General features: G+C 57.4%; 18 protein-coding genes. 15 read left to right on the top strand and 3 right to left on the bottom strand.

The genetic code is table 11. The features are described 5' to 3' along the window. Positions 1-304: 304 nt before the first annotated feature. Positions 305-682: a phosphoribosyl-AMP cyclohydrolase gene (hisI, locus tag AABA48_RS04890; RefSeq protein ID WP_286349840.1), complete on the top strand. Its 378-nt coding sequence runs from the start codon at positions 305-307 to the stop codon at positions 680-682. Beyond that, complete coding sequence (gene hisG, locus AABA48_RS04885; RefSeq protein ID WP_039645070.1) at positions 679-1554, top strand: ATP phosphoribosyltransferase; 876 nt, start codon at positions 679-681, stop codon at positions 1552-1554. Before hisI ends, hisG begins: the two co-directional genes overlap by 4 nt. A gap of 87 nt (positions 1555-1641) precedes the next feature. On the opposite strand, the gene AABA48_RS04880 is transcribed toward hisG, so the two are convergent. The 3 genes from AABA48_RS04880 to AABA48_RS04870 form a co-directional block, all read right to left on the bottom strand. After that, positions 1642-4230 carry a hybrid sensor histidine kinase/response regulator gene (locus AABA48_RS04880; RefSeq protein WP_324310526.1) on the bottom strand — a complete coding sequence of 863 codons (2589 nt, stop codon included), beginning with the start codon at positions 4228-4230 and terminating at the stop codon, positions 1642-1644. Positions 4231-4242: 12 nt separating this feature from the next. After that, on the bottom strand, positions 4243-4968 hold the full coding sequence (locus tag AABA48_RS04875; protein ID WP_324310528.1) for a transporter substrate-binding domain-containing protein: 726 nt from the start codon (positions 4966-4968) through the stop codon (positions 4243-4245). Positions 4969-5397: 429 nt separating this feature from the next. Further along, a complete protein-coding gene (locus AABA48_RS04870; RefSeq protein ID WP_286349843.1) occupies positions 5398-6687 on the bottom strand; it encodes an L-cysteine desulfidase family protein in 1290 nt (429 codons plus the stop codon). Positions 6688-7192: 505 nt separating this feature from the next. Here AABA48_RS04870 and AABA48_RS04865 point away from each other — a divergent pair. The 13 genes from AABA48_RS04865 (at position 7193) to AABA48_RS04810 (ending at position 15833) form a co-directional block, all read left to right on the top strand. Next, entirely contained in the window at positions 7193-8506 is a 1314-nt protein-coding gene (locus AABA48_RS04865) for a tyrosine-type recombinase/integrase (RefSeq protein WP_338271192.1), read from the top strand. After that, the gene (locus AABA48_RS04860) at positions 8503-9075 is read left to right on the top strand and encodes a hypothetical protein (protein ID WP_338271191.1); all 573 of its coding nucleotides are present in this window, start codon (positions 8503-8505) and stop codon (positions 9073-9075) included. Before AABA48_RS04865 ends, AABA48_RS04860 begins: the two co-directional genes overlap by 4 nt. Before the next feature lie 125 nt (positions 9076-9200). Further along, the gene (locus AABA48_RS04855) at positions 9201-9509 is read left to right on the top strand and encodes a hypothetical protein (protein ID WP_338271190.1); all 309 of its coding nucleotides are present in this window, start codon (positions 9201-9203) and stop codon (positions 9507-9509) included. A 193-nt stretch (positions 9510-9702) separates the two neighbouring features. Further along, positions 9703-10488 carry a hypothetical protein gene (locus AABA48_RS04850; RefSeq protein WP_338271189.1) on the top strand — a complete coding sequence of 262 codons (786 nt, stop codon included), beginning with the start codon at positions 9703-9705 and terminating at the stop codon, positions 10486-10488. Beyond that, the gene (locus AABA48_RS04845; protein WP_338271188.1) at positions 10485-11369 is read left to right on the top strand and encodes an AAA family ATPase; all 885 of its coding nucleotides are present in this window, start codon (positions 10485-10487) and stop codon (positions 11367-11369) included. Before AABA48_RS04850 ends, AABA48_RS04845 begins: the two co-directional genes overlap by 4 nt. A 2-nt stretch (positions 11370-11371) precedes the next feature. Continuing rightward, entirely contained in the window at positions 11372-11869 is a 498-nt protein-coding gene (locus AABA48_RS04840) for a CHC2 zinc finger domain-containing protein (RefSeq protein WP_338271187.1), read from the top strand. A gap of 13 nt (positions 11870-11882) precedes the next feature. Further along, positions 11883-12143, top strand: a complete 261-nt coding sequence (locus AABA48_RS04835; RefSeq protein WP_338271186.1) for a hypothetical protein — start codon at positions 11883-11885, stop codon at positions 12141-12143. Next, entirely contained in the window at positions 12140-12388 is a 249-nt protein-coding gene (locus AABA48_RS04830; protein WP_338271185.1) for a hypothetical protein, read from the top strand. Before AABA48_RS04835 ends, AABA48_RS04830 begins: the two co-directional genes overlap by 4 nt. A gap of 14 nt (positions 12389-12402) precedes the next feature. Continuing rightward, a complete protein-coding gene (locus AABA48_RS17405; protein ID WP_445156389.1) occupies positions 12403-12555 on the top strand; it encodes a Lar family restriction alleviation protein in 153 nt (50 codons plus the stop codon). Between the two features lie 19 nt (positions 12556-12574). Next, positions 12575-12808 carry a hypothetical protein gene (locus tag AABA48_RS04825; protein WP_338271184.1) on the top strand — a complete coding sequence of 78 codons (234 nt, stop codon included), beginning with the start codon at positions 12575-12577 and terminating at the stop codon, positions 12806-12808. A 24-nt stretch (positions 12809-12832) separates the two neighbouring features. Next, positions 12833-13246 (top strand): DUF5681 domain-containing protein, encoded by a 414-nt coding sequence (locus tag AABA48_RS04820; protein ID WP_338271183.1) that lies wholly within the window; start codon positions 12833-12835, stop codon positions 13244-13246. Next, a complete protein-coding gene (locus tag AABA48_RS04815) occupies positions 13243-13725 on the top strand; it encodes a hypothetical protein (protein WP_338271182.1) in 483 nt (160 codons plus the stop codon). Before AABA48_RS04820 ends, AABA48_RS04815 begins: the two co-directional genes overlap by 4 nt. Positions 13726-13727: 2 nt before the next feature. Continuing rightward, a complete protein-coding gene (locus tag AABA48_RS04810; RefSeq protein ID WP_338271181.1) occupies positions 13728-15833 on the top strand; it encodes a lytic transglycosylase domain-containing protein in 2106 nt (701 codons plus the stop codon). Positions 15834-15839: the final 6 nt, after the last annotated feature.

The following is a 15839-nucleotide window of genomic DNA, read 5'->3' as shown; positions in this document are numbered from 1 at the left end:
CGACAGAATACGTCCTCTATCCCGCCTGCCGAGTATGCCCCAGGAGTCGGTTATACCCCGAACGCACCTCTCCTGCCAAGGGCTCCGACTTCTGGCGCCACATTTTGTTGACACAATGATAGATGGCGGAGTATTAAAGGAAATTCCGTGGTTCACGGCCGCTCCTGTCCGAGCCCGCCGGGTGAGGTGATCGGCCGCAGAACCATGGGTCTGGAATTACCGAAAGAGACCGTCGGTACGACTGCAGACAGTGTTCAACTGATGAAATCTGATTCATTCCCGCAAAGGAGGAGAGACACCCGGCATGATAACGATCGATTTCCAGAAGATGGGAGGGCTCATCCCGGCCATCATCCAGGACCACGCCACCAACGAGGTTCTCATGGTGGCCTTCATGGATGAAAAAACCCTCAACCTCACCCTTGAGAGCGGCAAGACCTGGTTCTTCAGCCGCAGCCGCAACAAGTACTGGATGAAGGGCGAGGAGTCGGGCAACACCCAGGAGGTGATCGAGGTGCTCACCGACTGCGATGCCGACGCCGTGGTCATCAAGGTGAAGCAGAACGGCCCGGCAGCCTGCCACACGGGCAACCGGAGCTGCTTCTACGTCCGGTGGGAGGACGGCCAGTGGGTCGAGCACTCCGAGCCCCTGTTCGATCCGGCGGAGGTGTACAAGAAATGAGCGGACTTCTCAATTTCGGCGTGCCCAAGGGCAGCCTCGAAAACGCCACGGTCGAGCTGTTCCGCAAGGCCGGCTGGCAGATCAGCATCTCCTCCCGCAGCTACTTCCCCGGCGTTGACGACGACGAGATGAACTGCAAGCTCATCCGGCCCCAGGAAATGGGGAAATACGTCGAGCGCGGCACCATCGACGCCGGCATTGCCGGCCGCGACTGGGTGAGGGAAAACGAGTCGGACGTGGTGGAAGTCTGCGAGATGGTCTACTCCAAGGTCTCCCGCCGGCCCGCCCGCTGGGTCCTGGTGGTTACCAGGGACTCCGCCGTGCAGAAGCCGGAGGACCTCCACGGGGCCACCATCTCCACCGAACTGGTGGGCTTCACCAAGCGGTACTTTGCCGAGCGCAACATCCCGGTAACCGTTGAATTCTCCTGGGGCGCCACCGAGGCAAAGGTGGTGGACGGACTCTGCGACGCCATCGTGGAAGTGACCGAGACGGGGTCTACCATCAAGGCCAACGGCCTGCGGATCGTCTGCGACCTGATGGAGTCGGTGCCGGTTCTGATCGCCAACAAGGCCGCCTGGGCCGATCCGTGGAAGCGCGAGAAGATCGAGACCATCGCAACCCTCCTCAAATCGGCCCTTGCCGCCGAGGGGATGGTGGGCCTCAAGATGAACGCCCCCAATGACCGGCTGGAGGCAATCACCCGTGTACTGCCGAGCCTCAAGAACCCTACCGTGTCCCACCTCTTCAACTCGGACTGGGTCTCCATCGAGAGCATCCTCCCGGAGAAGGAGGTCCGGCGCATCGTTCCCGAGCTGATCAAGCTCGGCGCCGAGGGGATCGTGGAGTATCCGCTGAACAAGATCATCTAACGCCGGGAAACCGGCTGTCGCACAAAAAGAGGGCCTGCCCCGTTTGGGTGCAGGCCCTTTGTGTTCGAGCTCTGCCGATGACTTACGTCACGGGCCGCCGGCAAGAACCAGCCTGAGCTTTTCCGTAAGTTCAGCCACCTTGAACGGCTTGGTGATCAGCTCATCGAAACCGTATGCCCTGTAATTGGCCATGACTGAGTCATTGGAGTAGCCGGTCGAGACGATCGCCTTCACCTGCGGGTTTATCTGCCGAAGGATCGCGATGGCCTCCCTCCCCCCCATCCGGCCGGGAATCGTCAGGTCCATGATCAGCACGTCGAACGGGCACCCCCTGGCCAAGGACTCTTTGTACCGGTCGATGGCCTCTTCGCCCCCCTGGGCGAACTCCACCTCGCAGCCGGCGCTTCTGAGCATGTTGCCGATCACATCCCTCACCTCCTCTTCATCATCCATGACCAGGATCCTGCCGCAGGCCGGAGCCACCGCCTCGCGCCTGACCTGCTTCTGCCGCAGTTCCTTTGATGACGCGGGAAGAAAGATATGGAAGGTCGTGCCGCGCCCCTCTGCAGACTCCACGGTAATCGTGCCGCCGTGCTGCGTCACGATGGAAAAGCTGGACGCCAGACCGAGGCCGCTGCCCTGCGCTTTGGTCGTGAAGTAGGGGTCGAATATCTTGCCGAGATTCTCCTCGGGAATGCCGACACCCTGATCGATGATGGAAACCTTTACGTACCTGCCTGCCTGGAGGGAGAGCGCCTCCTCCGGCCCGATGACGACGTTCTCGCAGTGCGTCTGGATGACGCCGCCGGCGGGCATTGCCTGATTGGCATTGATGAAAAGATTGTGCAGGACCTGGCTGATCTGGCCCGCGTCGATGTCGACCGGCCAGAGGTCGGAGGAAATCGAGAACTCGCAGCGAACGCTGGACCCCCTCATGGCAAATTCAGCGGACTCCCTGATGACGGTAGCGATGGAGGACGCGGTTTTGACGGGGGCTCCTCCCTTGGCAAAGGTGAGCAGCTGCCGGGTGAGATCCTGGGCGCGGAATGAGGCCTTTTCACTTTTTGCCAGATACTCTTTCACCTTGTCGGGGGAGTCAAGCTGTGTGAGCGCCAGGGAGATATTGCCCATGATGACGGTCAGAAGATTATTGAAATCATGGGCGATGCCGCCGGCCAGCACGCCGAGGGATTCCAGCTTGGCCGCCTTCAGCAGCTCCTTTTCCATGATCGTGCGCTCGGTAACGTCTTGCCCGATGGCGAGAACCCCCACCTGGCGGGCATCGGTATCCAGGAGCCTTTTCACGTGCCATTCGATTTCCCGCTTGCGGCCGTCCCTGGTGATGATCGGGCAGATACGCCCCGTCATGCCGGTGCCTTGCAGTATCATCCGGGACAGTGAGTCCGGATGATCCCTGAGTTCTTCGGGGAGCAACACGGACACGTCCTTGCCGCGCACCTCTTCCAGGTGGTATCCGGAAATCTCCTCCAGATAGGAATTGAAGCGCTCGACCCGTCCGTCGGTATCAAGCACCAGCATGATAACCTGAGCGGTCTCGAACAGGCTTTCCACAAAATCCCGCTCCTTCTGCAAGAAGGCCTCAGCGAGCTGACGTTCGCGAATTTCGGCTGCAAGTTCGCGGTTTTTTGCATCGACTGCCTGCTCGCGGAGCCGGGTTTCCTCCAGGTGCGCCTGCAACAGTGCATTGTTGGTGGTGAGCCGGAGCAGGAACGCGATCCCCCCCACGATGAACAACGCCAGGCCGATGGTTGTATACAGAAGCTGCTTCGGTGAGCGGAAATCGTACTGCTCCGACGGAGGGACAATTGCCATCAGCGAAAAGGGGGTGTCCCTGACCGGTGCGAGAATGGCGTAAAGCGTCTTTCCTTGTAACTCTTGTCCCTTCAGGGGAAAGGAGTACGGCCGACCCGGCTCCATGCCGGCCGGCGGGGTCGGGATGCCGGCGGAGAGAAGATGTCCTATTGACGGGGGGACATGAATGTATGTCCCATGGTAGATGATTACATCCGATAAGCGGGAAAACTCCTTTTCCGGCTCAAAGAAATAGGTGTAGATCCGGGAGAAGGGAATCCATCCCATGACCTGGCCCACATACCGTTCCTTGAAAAACGAGGGAACCGATATGATGATCCAGTTTGTCTCGGCATCGCTGATGTAATAGATGGCCGGCTTCTGTCCTTGGCGTGATGTGGCGGACAGCCGGCTTACCTCCTGCTGCCACCGGTAATCCGGCGACCGGCTGTCGTTCAGCAGCCTGCCGTTCGCGTCGAGAAAAACGATGCGCTTGTACAGGGGATGATCGCCGAGCTTTTTCACCCGGCGCACCTTGTCGAAGCGCTCCGTTATCAGCAGGCTGCTGGCGCGAAGGCCGTACTCCATGGACATGCCGAGGGCTTTGTTTTCAAAATAGGCTGACAGCTCCCGGCATTGGGCTAGGTCCCCCATGTAGTCCAACTGCTCGGAGAAAAAGTAGCCCACTGCTGTCGCCCGGCGCTCGCAATCGGAGCCCGCCTCCTGCAATGCCGCCTGCTGGCGGGCGATCTGCGAGTTGTACTGGACGACAACCAGATAGACAATGACCACGACCAATCCCAGCCCGATCAGGGCCGCGGCTGCTTTGCTCAGGATTCTCAGGGGAGTGTGAAGTCTCGCCATCGCGCCGCTTCGTCACTGTCTTTTTTTGAAGAACTCGGGGAAAAAGGCAAAGGCCGTCGGATAGTATTTCCGCACGATCCGTTCGTATGTTCCATCCTTCTGTGACTGGAGCAGGAATCTGTTGAACGCCTCTCTCAGGTGGACAGACTCCTTGGGAAAGGCAACGGCCATTTCCTGCCGCGGCGAGATGGGGCCGATGATCTTCAGTTTTCCGGGCCACTTCTCAAGGGCGATGAGGGCATCAGGGACGTCGAGGATCGTTGCCTCCGCCTCGCCCTTGATGACTGCGGGAGCAAGTTCGTTCAGCTTGCCGGTGAAGCATGTTACGTTGGCTCCGGTCTCCAAAAGGTTGTAGAGGTCGGGGTCGAGGCAGGTTTTTTTCAGGGCGAGCACCTTCCGATTCTTCAGCAGGGCCCTCGTCTGCTCGATGTCGCGGGGGATCCGGATGGTCGGCTTGATCGGCTTCAGGGATGAGTCGGCCCGTGCAACCAGCCAGATTTGGCTGGGGAACGTGGGACGGGAGAAATCAACCACCTTCTTCCGCCACGGCAGAATCGTAAACCCGTTGGCGACCAGGTCCCCTCTCACCGGGGACTCGCCCAGGATCTCCACCGAATCTCCTGCGGCTTTCACCCTCTTCCCGGTGAGATCGGCGATTACCGTATCCCAGTCCGTCTCCACGTACTGGTAGCGCACGCCCAGGTACCCGGCGAAATTGCGCATCAGTTCCACGTCCATCCCGTCCCCGTCCCCGGAAACAAAATGCGCGTACGGAATGCCGAGATGCCGCAGGACACCTCTCGCCTTGACATCCTGCAGGTCGACAGCCGCCGCATGGCCGGCGAAGAACAGGATGAACGCCCAAAAAACCCAGAGACATGCATGACAAATTCGGCGCTTACCTGACGTGTCCATAGACCACCTTCGCCGACAGTGCACGAATCTTCCCACCCGTGTGGAGAGTCTCGTTAGCATCAACAAATAATATGCAATCATGGACAACAATTGCAAGAACAACTCAACACAACCACAACACAGTGACATCAAATACAATACAAATATCCTGAGGTATCCCCTGTGAATCTTTTAGAGCCGGTAATCCGCAGGCTCAGTCGGCTGATGTAAATCAGATGGACACATGTCTGCTGCGCGTCATCCGAATCCCTTTTAGGGCTCGGTCGAGCGCTTCTGGAGCATGATGCACAGCATGGTATCGTCCACAAGCGCCATGCCTTTATCCGCGATGCGGCTCAGATTGTGTATGGTTTCCTCGGCGCTCTTTCCGACAAACCCTTCTTCTTCGGAAATTCCATGCCCGTTCAGGGCCATGTATGCCGCACGGATTGCAGCATCGGTCGAGCTGACAACCTTCAGGGCGCAGCCCCCCTTGGCACCGTCGCACAGCATGCCACCGATATCGCTGATGATGGTATTGACCGCCAGATCGATCTTGTGCATATCCGGTCCGGCCTGCTGATAGACGATCGCCACGGCGGCGCCTACCCCGGCGGCGATGGCGCAGCCGCAGATGGGCGCCAGGTCGCCGGTATGGCACTTGATATAGGCATTGACCAGATGGGAAAGGGCTATGCTGCGCAGGATGGTCTCTTCAGGCACATGAAAGAACATGCCGACATTGTAGGGGACGAGAATGGCGACAATGCCCTGATTGCCGCTGCCGCCACTCGACATCACGGGGTATGGCAGCCCGGCCATGCGCGCATCCGACGCGGAGGCGGTAAGGATCTTGCTGGACGAAACGACATCGGCAAGCAGAAACCCCTTGCGCACCAGTTCCTCGACATAATGGCCGACCTTGGTCAGTTGCTTACCCTCTTCGGCGATGCGCAGATTCATCTCAACGCCGCGCTTGAGATAGACAAGATCCCCTTGATCGAGATCATCAAGCAAGCCGATCATTTCGGAAAACGTCATCTGCCGCAGCACGGCCCGATAGGCATGGCTGTCGACAGCCGAAACCGGCTCATCCGCATTCAGCAGAATCCTGCCGTCGCATTCGAGCCGGACAATGTTGGTATGTCCCCCCTCCAGAACGGCCCGGGCCGTGCGCCCTCCCCCGGTGACCACAACATCGATGTACAGATCGGTCCGCTCCTTGACCAGGGCAACGGTAGCCCGGCCCGAGGAGACCAGAATTTCGGCCTGCGCCAAAAGTCGCTCGTCCGCGCCGGAGAGTATCTCCATCTTCAACTCGGGCCGGGCAATGAGGGCACCGAGCGCCGCGGCGATGACGTTTCCCTTCAGCCCCCCCGTCTTGGGGACAGTCACCGCGAAGCCATTCTTGAACACCCCGGGGTCAACCGAAGCGGTAACCGTCTCAACCTCGGCCCCGAGCCGCTCCGCCGCCAGACTTGCGGCATAGGCGACGGCAATCGGCTCGGTGCAGCCGAGAGCAGGAAAAACCTCATTTTTTATCACATCATGATAGATGCTCATCAGTGGTCCCCTGTTGATGAGAGTCTGAAAACGGCGGTCTCGCCTTGGACGTCGCCGGCCGGTACAGGCCATGGGCAGTTGGCGACCGGTCACGCCCGCGTGCATACGACATGCGGAAACATCGCCGGGCCTGAAACGTGTTTCCCGCATGACTTAGTGTTGTAACCTAGAAACCTGTCGGGAATAAAGAAGAAAAATATCGGCGCACGCACGAGGGTCAATGCCGCAAAAAACAAATGGCCGATTTTATTATAAAATCGGCCATTGTTGCGTATGGCGTCCCCGAGACGATTCGAACGTCCGACCCCTTCCTTAGGAGTTCTTTGTCCCACCACCTACTCGTTTCTAACCTTCCTCTTTTGGTTCTTAAAAATGCTTGCTTTATAGGTATTTGGTAGTATATTGGTTTCTATCTGCAACCTAAGCACATATCATTTTTGCTGCAACCTAAGTGCAACCTAGCACTTCGAAGCAACCTAAGTGCAACCTAAAAAAGGGAGATGCCATGGCGGACAAAGTGAAGCTGACGAAGGACAAGATAAACAAGCTCCTTGCCGAGCATCAGGCCAACATCAAGGCCGCAAAGGAAGCCTCCCTCCCCTTCCCTGCCCAAAAGGACATATACGATACTGAGCTGAAAGGTTTTCTTGTCCGCCTCGGAATGACAAAGGCTGTCTACTGTGTCGCTAAGAGGTGCAACGGCAGAATGACACGGGTTGTGATTGGAGACCACGGTGTCTTTTTCCCGGACCACAACGAGCCGACTCTGAATGCACGCAAGCGGGCAGCTATCCTTATCGCTCAAATGGAGTCAGGGGAAAACCCGAACGAGGCCAAAAAGGAGCGGCGGGAACAAGGCTTGACACTTTCAGAGGCTTTCGAGAACTACGTCCTTGACAATCCTCGGCTCAAGAAGAACACCGTCAAGATATATCGCGGCCTCCTGAACAATCATGCGGCCGACTGGATGAACAAGCCCCTCAAGGCCCTTGATGCCGAAATGGTCAAAAAGAGACACACCGAGATTACCCGGAAATCATTTCCAGAATCCGCCAATAAGTTTGTCCGCACCCTCCGCGCCATTTGCTACGCCAATAAACAACTCTTACCTGAAAACCCGGCTTGCATGCCCCGGAAGAAGTGGAACCCATCAGAGCGCCGGACAGGCGTTGTCCAAGCACATCAACTGCCGGCGTGGTATCTTGCCCTCGTGGACTACCGGAACCAGGATCTTTCTGATTACCTCATGCTGTTACTGCTGACGGGATTGAGGCGCAGCGAGGGGTTTTCTCTCCTCTGGAAGGATGTAGACCTGAAGGGTAAGACCCTGACTGCCCGGGACACGAAGAACGGCAAAGATCACACTGTCCCCCTTTCAGACTTCCTCTGTGAAATGCTCGAACGTCGCATAGCAAGCAAGGTGAACGATTATGTATTCCCCTCCATGACAAGCGCCACGGGGCACCTTGTCGAACCGAAAAAGGCCGTTGCCAGCATCTCAAAGGCTGCCGGATTCAAGATCAACTGTCACGACCTCCGGCGCACGTTCATGAGCGTTGCATCTCACCTTGGGATATCAGAGACGCACATCAAGCGACTCGTGAACCATTCGATTACCGACGTCACCGGCGGATATATCTTTGACATCGAACAGAGCGGACCACACAAGAGAATGCAGGAAATCACGGACACGATCATCGGCTACATCGCCAAGCCTGCCGCTGTCTTCCTGGCGTTGAAACGCCTGCATGATCAGACAGAGAAACAGAAGGCAAAGGTGGTGGATATGGGAGGCAGACGGAAGGCGGTGACGGCATGACGCCAGAAGAATACAAAGAGGTAATACAGCTTGTCATCGTGGTTGGCTTTTCCCGTAAGCTGACAAAAGCAGAACGGAGACGACTTGCTAACCTTACAGGATATTTCATGCAGGAACGGCAAGGACCGGCCCCTAAGGACAAGCGGCACCTGCCAAGAATTACAGAAGCAGACTTCAGAACGCGGGAAGCGTATAAGCAGCTTGCAGAAAAGATTCTCCAAAGGCCCATAGCTGCATCACCCTGCTGGTCGGAAGGATGGAGGAAAGGGCAATTCAGATGTCAGGAAGTTCGGGAGCGAAAAGAGAAACGGGCAACCACTTTCATCGAGGCGGACTTGCATGATTCAATTATGAAGATTTACTACGACTTGGCCGACGAAATTCTTGCAGATCGAGAAGATGCGAGGACTGATTGCGATGCCCAGCGAAGCGCGATTAACATTGTTGCTCGTGACATAAAGGACGTGCGGGTGCAGGTACTCGATAATGGATGGTTAAGGCCGCATGTTATGTCAGATATTGCTACTGGCATGGCGAATCTGCTGAAAAAGCACACCCCGAAGAAATAACCCACCAAATAGCTTTACCTCCCCCCTCTCTGTAATCACACAGTATTCTGTTGACTGTAACGTTTTGACTCCATTGAGAAACCCTTGTTTAATCCTGATTAACAAGATCGAATCGGGAGGTAACAATGAAAGTACATCAAGAGACAAAAACGTATGACCGTGAGCGTCGTCTAACCAAGCAAAAAAACAAACAAGTGAACGCCTTGGCGAATCTCGCCAAGAAGGTTGCGGCAGTTGGCGACGACGCTCTTCTGGACGAGTTTGAAACAGCCGCTTTTCTGGGGGTTTCGGTCCAGTGGCTTCGGAATCGTCGCGTATACGGCGGGTCTTTGCCTTACGCGAAGATCGGTCAGGCCGTCCGGTACCGCCTCGGCGACCTCAAGCTGTCAGCAAACCCCAGCACATCGGTTACACAACGCCGGGCAGCGCGGTAGAGGTAGTAACCGTGGACCGCGAAATTATAACCCGTGCTGGTTCATGCGCCGGCCACCGTGAATATCTACGAGGAAGAGTAGTGGCCATCGCTGAACGCTTGCAGTCAGCCGAAGGGGACGAAGCACTACAAATCGTCGACCAGCTTCTGGACACGGCGCATCAACTCATTGCTATCTCCGCCAGGGGGGCGCGATGACCAACGCACCTGTTGCCGGAGGGTACATCCTACTGGCCCGCAAACTCTTTGAGTCAGAGATGATGGACAAGCCGCCTCTGTACTTCAAGTTGTGGGGATGGATGATCGCACGGGCGATGTGGAAGGACGGCGGCAGGTTGAAGCGTGGCCAGTTCGTCACGTCCATTGCAGAGATGCAACAGGCTATGAGCTACCGGATCGGTTGGCGTCGTGTGGTGCCGACAAAGGACGAAATACGTAGCGCCTACGGAACCTTTACGCAGCTCACAATGATAACCACACGGAAAACCACACGGGGAATGGTGGTAACTGTTCTGAATTACAAACTTTATCAGAACCCGGAGAGCTACGAAGCCCACACGCGAACCACGCAACTATGCGAAAACTCCGAAGATGCACATGAAGCCCTCAGGAAGCCCACAAGGAAGCCCACACGCTCGAATGCTATAACAGTATGTAATAGCGACGATTTCAATAATGCAACAAGGCAGGAAGCCCACAAGGAAACCCCACGGAAGCCCACAGCAACCCCACACGATAGAAAAGAAAGAGAAGAAAGAAGAAGTAAATTCTCTCCCCCGAGCCTGGAAGAGGTCAGGAATTACTGCCTGGAGCGAGGCAACGACGTTGACCCAGAGAAGTGGATGAACCACTACGAGGCCAAGGGCTGGTTGATCGGCAAAACACCGATGCGGGATTGGCGGGCGGCGGTGCGCACTTGGGAAAAGTCATCCTCCCCCAAGGGCGGAGCGGCAGTAGTTGACCTGGGGTATATGCGATGAGCACCGACCTTCTCAAGAGAGCATCTACATTCACGGGCGAGGTATTGAATCGCTTCTATCCGGCTCCGGGTGAACAGGTGGGCGATACCTTCAGCCTTGGAAAACTCCGGCACATACTCTTTGCACCTGGAGAACTCTCAGTCTGGACCGGACTGAATGGCCATGGGAAGAGCCTACTCTTGAACCAACTCGCCCTTGACGTTGCCAAGGAGGGGCAGCAAGTCGCGATAGCCTCTTTCGAGATGAGCGCCAAGCGCACCCTTTACCGGATGGTGCGGCAAGCCGTTGGAGCGGACCAGCCCGCAGACTGGCTCATTACCCAGTGCCTCCAATGGCTCGATGACCTTGTGTGGATATATGACCACACCGGGACCGTCAACACCGAGAACCTGTTACGAACCTTCCACAAGGCCGCTACGGAGCGAGGCGTTACCCATTTCATCATCGACAGCCTCATGAAGTGCGGCATTGCCGAGGATGCCTATAACGAGCAGAAGGCCCTAGTTGACCGGCTTCAGAACTTCGCACAAAAGGACGCCGCACATGTCCATCTCGTTGCTCACAGCCGCAAGAAGAACAACGAGGACGATGCCCCGGGGAAAATGGACGTCAAGGGTTCAGGGGCCATTACGGACCTTGCTGATAACGTGTTCTCCGTCTGGAGGAACAAGGGCAAGGAGGCCAAGGTGCAGCAGTTGGCCGACACCAAACAGACGATACCGGATGAACTCAGGAACAAGCCGGACGCTGTTCTTGACTGCTCCAAGCACCGGGAGCTAGGCGGAGATGCAGAGGGGCGGTATGGGCTTTACTACCACCGGTCGTCGATGCAGTTCATTGAAAGGCCGGGAGACCTGCCTACCTTCTACTTTGAGGCGTGATCATGAACTTCGAGCAGATACGGAAAGCCGCAGAGGAGATGGGTGTCAACGTGCAACACGCCGTATGGTGCCGTCTCCGTTATCTCCGGCAGCAGATGCAGCGGGAAGTTGCAGAACTGGAATTCTGGGCCGAAAGCGAGTGTCCGACCGCGTCGGCTTTCTTCAAGAGGCACATGGAAACCGTGACCAAGTTGGCGAGGGAAGCAAGGGCGCTGTCCCTGGCAGCAAAGGAGCCACCGAGGGAGCGGAAAGAGGACCACATCACGGACGAGCAGATTGAAGCAGCCCGAACCGCCGACGTTCGCGCCCTGATTGATTTCGACCGCCAAGGCAAGGCAACGGCACCCTGCCATGAAGACAAGCGACCTAGCCTCGTATTTCTCAGTAGAACGGGAAAAGCATGGTGCCCCGTCTGTGACCGGAAATTTAACGCCGTCGACTGGCTCATGGAGACGGAAGGCTTGACCTTCCCGGAGGCCGTGAGGCGGTTAGCTGCATAGAAAGGACAGGATCATGAAACCAGCAACATTCATCGAAACAGACGACCCCTTTGAAGTGGCTAACCTGGCGGCGCGGGGCTTCGATTATGACATGGAGAAAATCGGACTGAGATTCACCTTCATGTTTCCGGCCTGCCCCGAACTGAAACAGGCCCGCAAAGAATTTGAAGAGGACGAGCAATTTCAAGAATTCGTCAGGTGCCGCAAAGAACTGGGCCGCAGGATGTGGGGTTCGGGGAACCGTCGCCAACACCGAAAGGAGCAAAAATTATGAGCACCGAGAAACACCCCAATGAGCTTAACTATCTCAAAGCCATTCGCCAAGCCTGCCCGCTCGAAACGTGGCAGGAGATCATGACGAAGACCGTTGAGCAGGCCAAGACCGGAGACGCAGACGCCCGGTTGTTCCTGGCCTTCTTCTTGGTAGGTCGTCCCACCCGACCAGCAACACCCCTCTCGGGGATCGCCGGCGCGGAGGAGAGCATAAAGTTGAACGAAATGCTGTTCGGTCAATCCTGAAGGAGGAACGAGTCATGGGAACTGAATGCCCTTTCTGCGGCGGAGAGAACATAAGCGTCATCAAGGACGGCGGACAGTACGCTTGCCTTTGCGGGGACTGTAGCGCCCAAGGGCCGGCATCATGCACTCGGGAAGGCGCGGCAGAAGCCTGGGACGAGCGCGCTTAATCAGACGGGAGCAGACAAGATGACGGATGAGGAAATCCACGAGAACAACGAAATTCTAGCCGCCTTCCTTGCCGCGGTACTGGAAGGCGGGCCGGTTCCCCACGAAATAGCCGCGGCCGCTTGGGGTGCATGGGTGGCAATTGATGCGGCGGCCACGGAACACCTTGAAGGCATGAAGCAGACCATTTGCGACCTGCAAAACGAGCTCTCACAGATACATTGGGGGAAGCTACCCGCCGGTGGCACGGCCTGAAATTTACAGCGAGAGAACAGGACTATGGGACAATTCAAACCAGGCGAATCCGGAAACAAGGCAGGACGCCCACGAGGGAGTAAGGACCGGCGCACAGAACTGCGTGCCCTCCTTCAACCGCACGCCAGAAAGCTGATCAAGAAGGCGGTCGACCTCGCTCTCGACGGCGATACTGCGGCGCTGAAACTCTGCATCGACCGGATATGTTCCCCCTTGAAGCCGCAGGCCGAACCAATAGCGGCGACAATCCCCGCAACCGGCACCCTCGCTGAACAGGGGGCCGCGATATTCCAGGCAGCCGCAACGGGAACGATCGGCCCCGATGAAGCGGCGGCGCTTATGACAATCCTTGCCGGGCAGGCGCGGATTCAGGAGATAGCAGAACTTCAGAGAGAACTCGACGAGATAAAGAGACTGCTTGGTGGAGGTAAGCCATGACAACGAGGGCATCAATCAGAAAGCAGCTTACAGCTCTGAAATCCTTGGTTGAAGAAGAAAGTCAAATCCGCTTAGAGGTCGAAGCGAGGGAGGTTACACCGGAGCGCTTCAGGGAGATCATGGAGGGGATGGACGCAGCACAGCGGCATGGAAGACAGGCCGCGGACGACTACTTCAAATCTCTGTCTGACGGCGAATGTTTACGAGTGCATCGAGGGCGGGAGGAGTGGGCAAAGGCTAAGGCGAAGGAGATTACACCAGAGCACATTGCCAGACTGGAAGCCGACGGCGTACCGGTAGAACGGTTTACCGATGCCGAGATCTATGCAGTGGCCACTGCCACCTTTGAGGATGACCTTTTTGATTGGTCTGCCTTACCGGAAGATGTTCTCAACACTATCGCAACAGACCCCGGCAGTGTTGATTTTGAAGACCTTGCCAAGCGGTATCCGAACAAGAATCACAGGAGGGAGTCATAGACATGGGCACACTCAACGTAGACCTTGCGGTCGATTACCGGCAGCTCAAAGAGGCGTCGAAGAACGTCTCCGACCTGAAAAAGAACCTCCGGGACCTGTCCGGAGCACAGCACCCGATAACCATCAAAGTTCCGAAACCCGGCATTTCTGACGAGGCATTCGGCCAGAGATCGGCGTCTGCCGCAGTCATCGAGAAGCAGACGCGAATCCTGGAAAAGTCGCTTCGGGACTTCACCAACGAGGCTACAAGGCGTTCGACGTGGAGGGAACGCTACCGGGTAGACCTTCCGGGCGAACGTGGCGACAGCGGCAGCGGCGGAGAGGGCGGCGGTGTTCTCCCCGGAAGCGCGGGAGCAGGGGGCGGCAGTTGGCTGGGCCGGTTCGGGAAAGCAGGTCTTGCACTGGGGTTTGCCGGTGGCGCCGTGTCCTTCCTGGCAAACTCACGCCGGCAGTTCCAAGAGTTGGTGGACATCGAGGCCGCACTTGCCACCCGCGGCGCCGGGTACGACCGGGGGGGCTCTCCCTACGGATACGGACCGGCTGCAGAAGCTGAGATGGCAATGGCCCTCAACCGCTCATCAGGCTACCTCGGCAATGGCGCTGCCCGGAGTGTCCAGCGGTTCGCCCGGGCAACCGGCACCGACCCCAATGTCGGCATCGGTTTCGTGGGTGAGATGTACCGGATGACCGGAGCCGGTGCCGACAAGCAAGGCCGACTGATGGATGTGTTGGTGTCGCTGAAGGAGAACAGCAAGGACAAGCGCACCGAGGAGATACTGAAGCTCATCAACACCAACCTCGTGACCCTGTTCCGCGCCCAAGGCAACAAGGCCCTGAGTGATTCCCAGATTGCCAATGTCATGGCAACCAGCATGGCGGTTTACAACAAGGGCGGCACCGCTGGGAACAGCCCCGAAATGTTCAACACCATGCAGGGCGCCTTGAGGTTCGGCGGTGGTGACACCGTGGGCGACCTCTTGAGGTGGAAGGTTCTGGGGGGCAGCGACGGCCCCATGACCGCCGACAAGCTCCTTGAGATGCAACGGCGACAGCAGATGGGCCTTCTTGACCCTGACATGAGGACCGAAGCGAACAGGATCATCAGCAGCGCCAGGAGCCGGGCAGAGAAGAACATCCTCATCCAGCGGCTGCTCCCCGGTAGCATCCACAACCCGGCCAACCAGCAGACCGCCGACATGTACATTGACTTGTTCGGCCCCGGCGGCAAGCTGACGGGCAAGAACGACCCCAAGCAGCAAAGCAAGGTCCTCCGCGACTACATTTCAGGGAAGCGGTTGAACCCGGCAATCCAGCTCGAAGCCGAAAAGCTTCTCGGTGCCTACTCTCAGACAGCAGGCGCGAGAATAAGCCAGCGCCATGCCACGAGGGAGACGACCAGGGCGGCCACCGGTGAGAACCTGGAAGAAATCTTTGGGCAATTCGAAGACATGACCACCAACACAGCTTCGGATGTTCTGAACAGCGGCCTGCTGAAGGATGCGGCCAAGTTCGTCAACAAGAGCGGCGCTGACTTCGTGGCCGGTGTCCGTGGTCACAGGATGGACCCGGTATTCATCCAGTTCGGCAAGAAGTACAACATTGACCCCAGCCTCCTGAAGGGGATTGCCGAGACTGAGAGCCAGTTCAAGTATGACGCCCGTTCGCCGAGGGGGGGGCTCGGTCTCATGCAGCTCCTTCCGGGGACTGCAAAGGATATGGGAGTCAAAGACCCGTTCAACCCGGTTCAGAGTATCGAGGGCGGAGCTAAATACCTCCGGTCGCTCCTCAATCGCTACCACGGCGATACGGACAAGGCCCTTGCGGCTTACAACTGGGGCATGGGTAACGTTGACAAAAGCGGCGTCATGTCGCTCCCCGCGGAGACAAGAACGTATCTCAGCAAAGTCAAGGCGGCGCAAATCCGGCATGGAAGCACAGAGGCGAATCTTGACCCCACCGCGCCTTCAGGCGGCCCCGGCATTTCGGATACCAGCTTTCTCGGCTGGGCCGGATTGGTAAAACGTGCAGTGGAATGTCTTGAGCAGCTTGTCACCAACACCACCCCCGGAATGTCACAGCCAACACCGCTCTCCGGATCTGTGAAATAGAGGGAT

It is taken from the genome of Geobacter sp. 60473, from assembly GCF_036323535.1.
Lineage (GTDB): Bacteria > Desulfobacterota > Desulfuromonadia > Geobacterales > Geobacteraceae > Geobacter > Geobacter sulfurreducens.
This window is presented reverse-complemented; position numbering and strand designations above follow the sequence as displayed.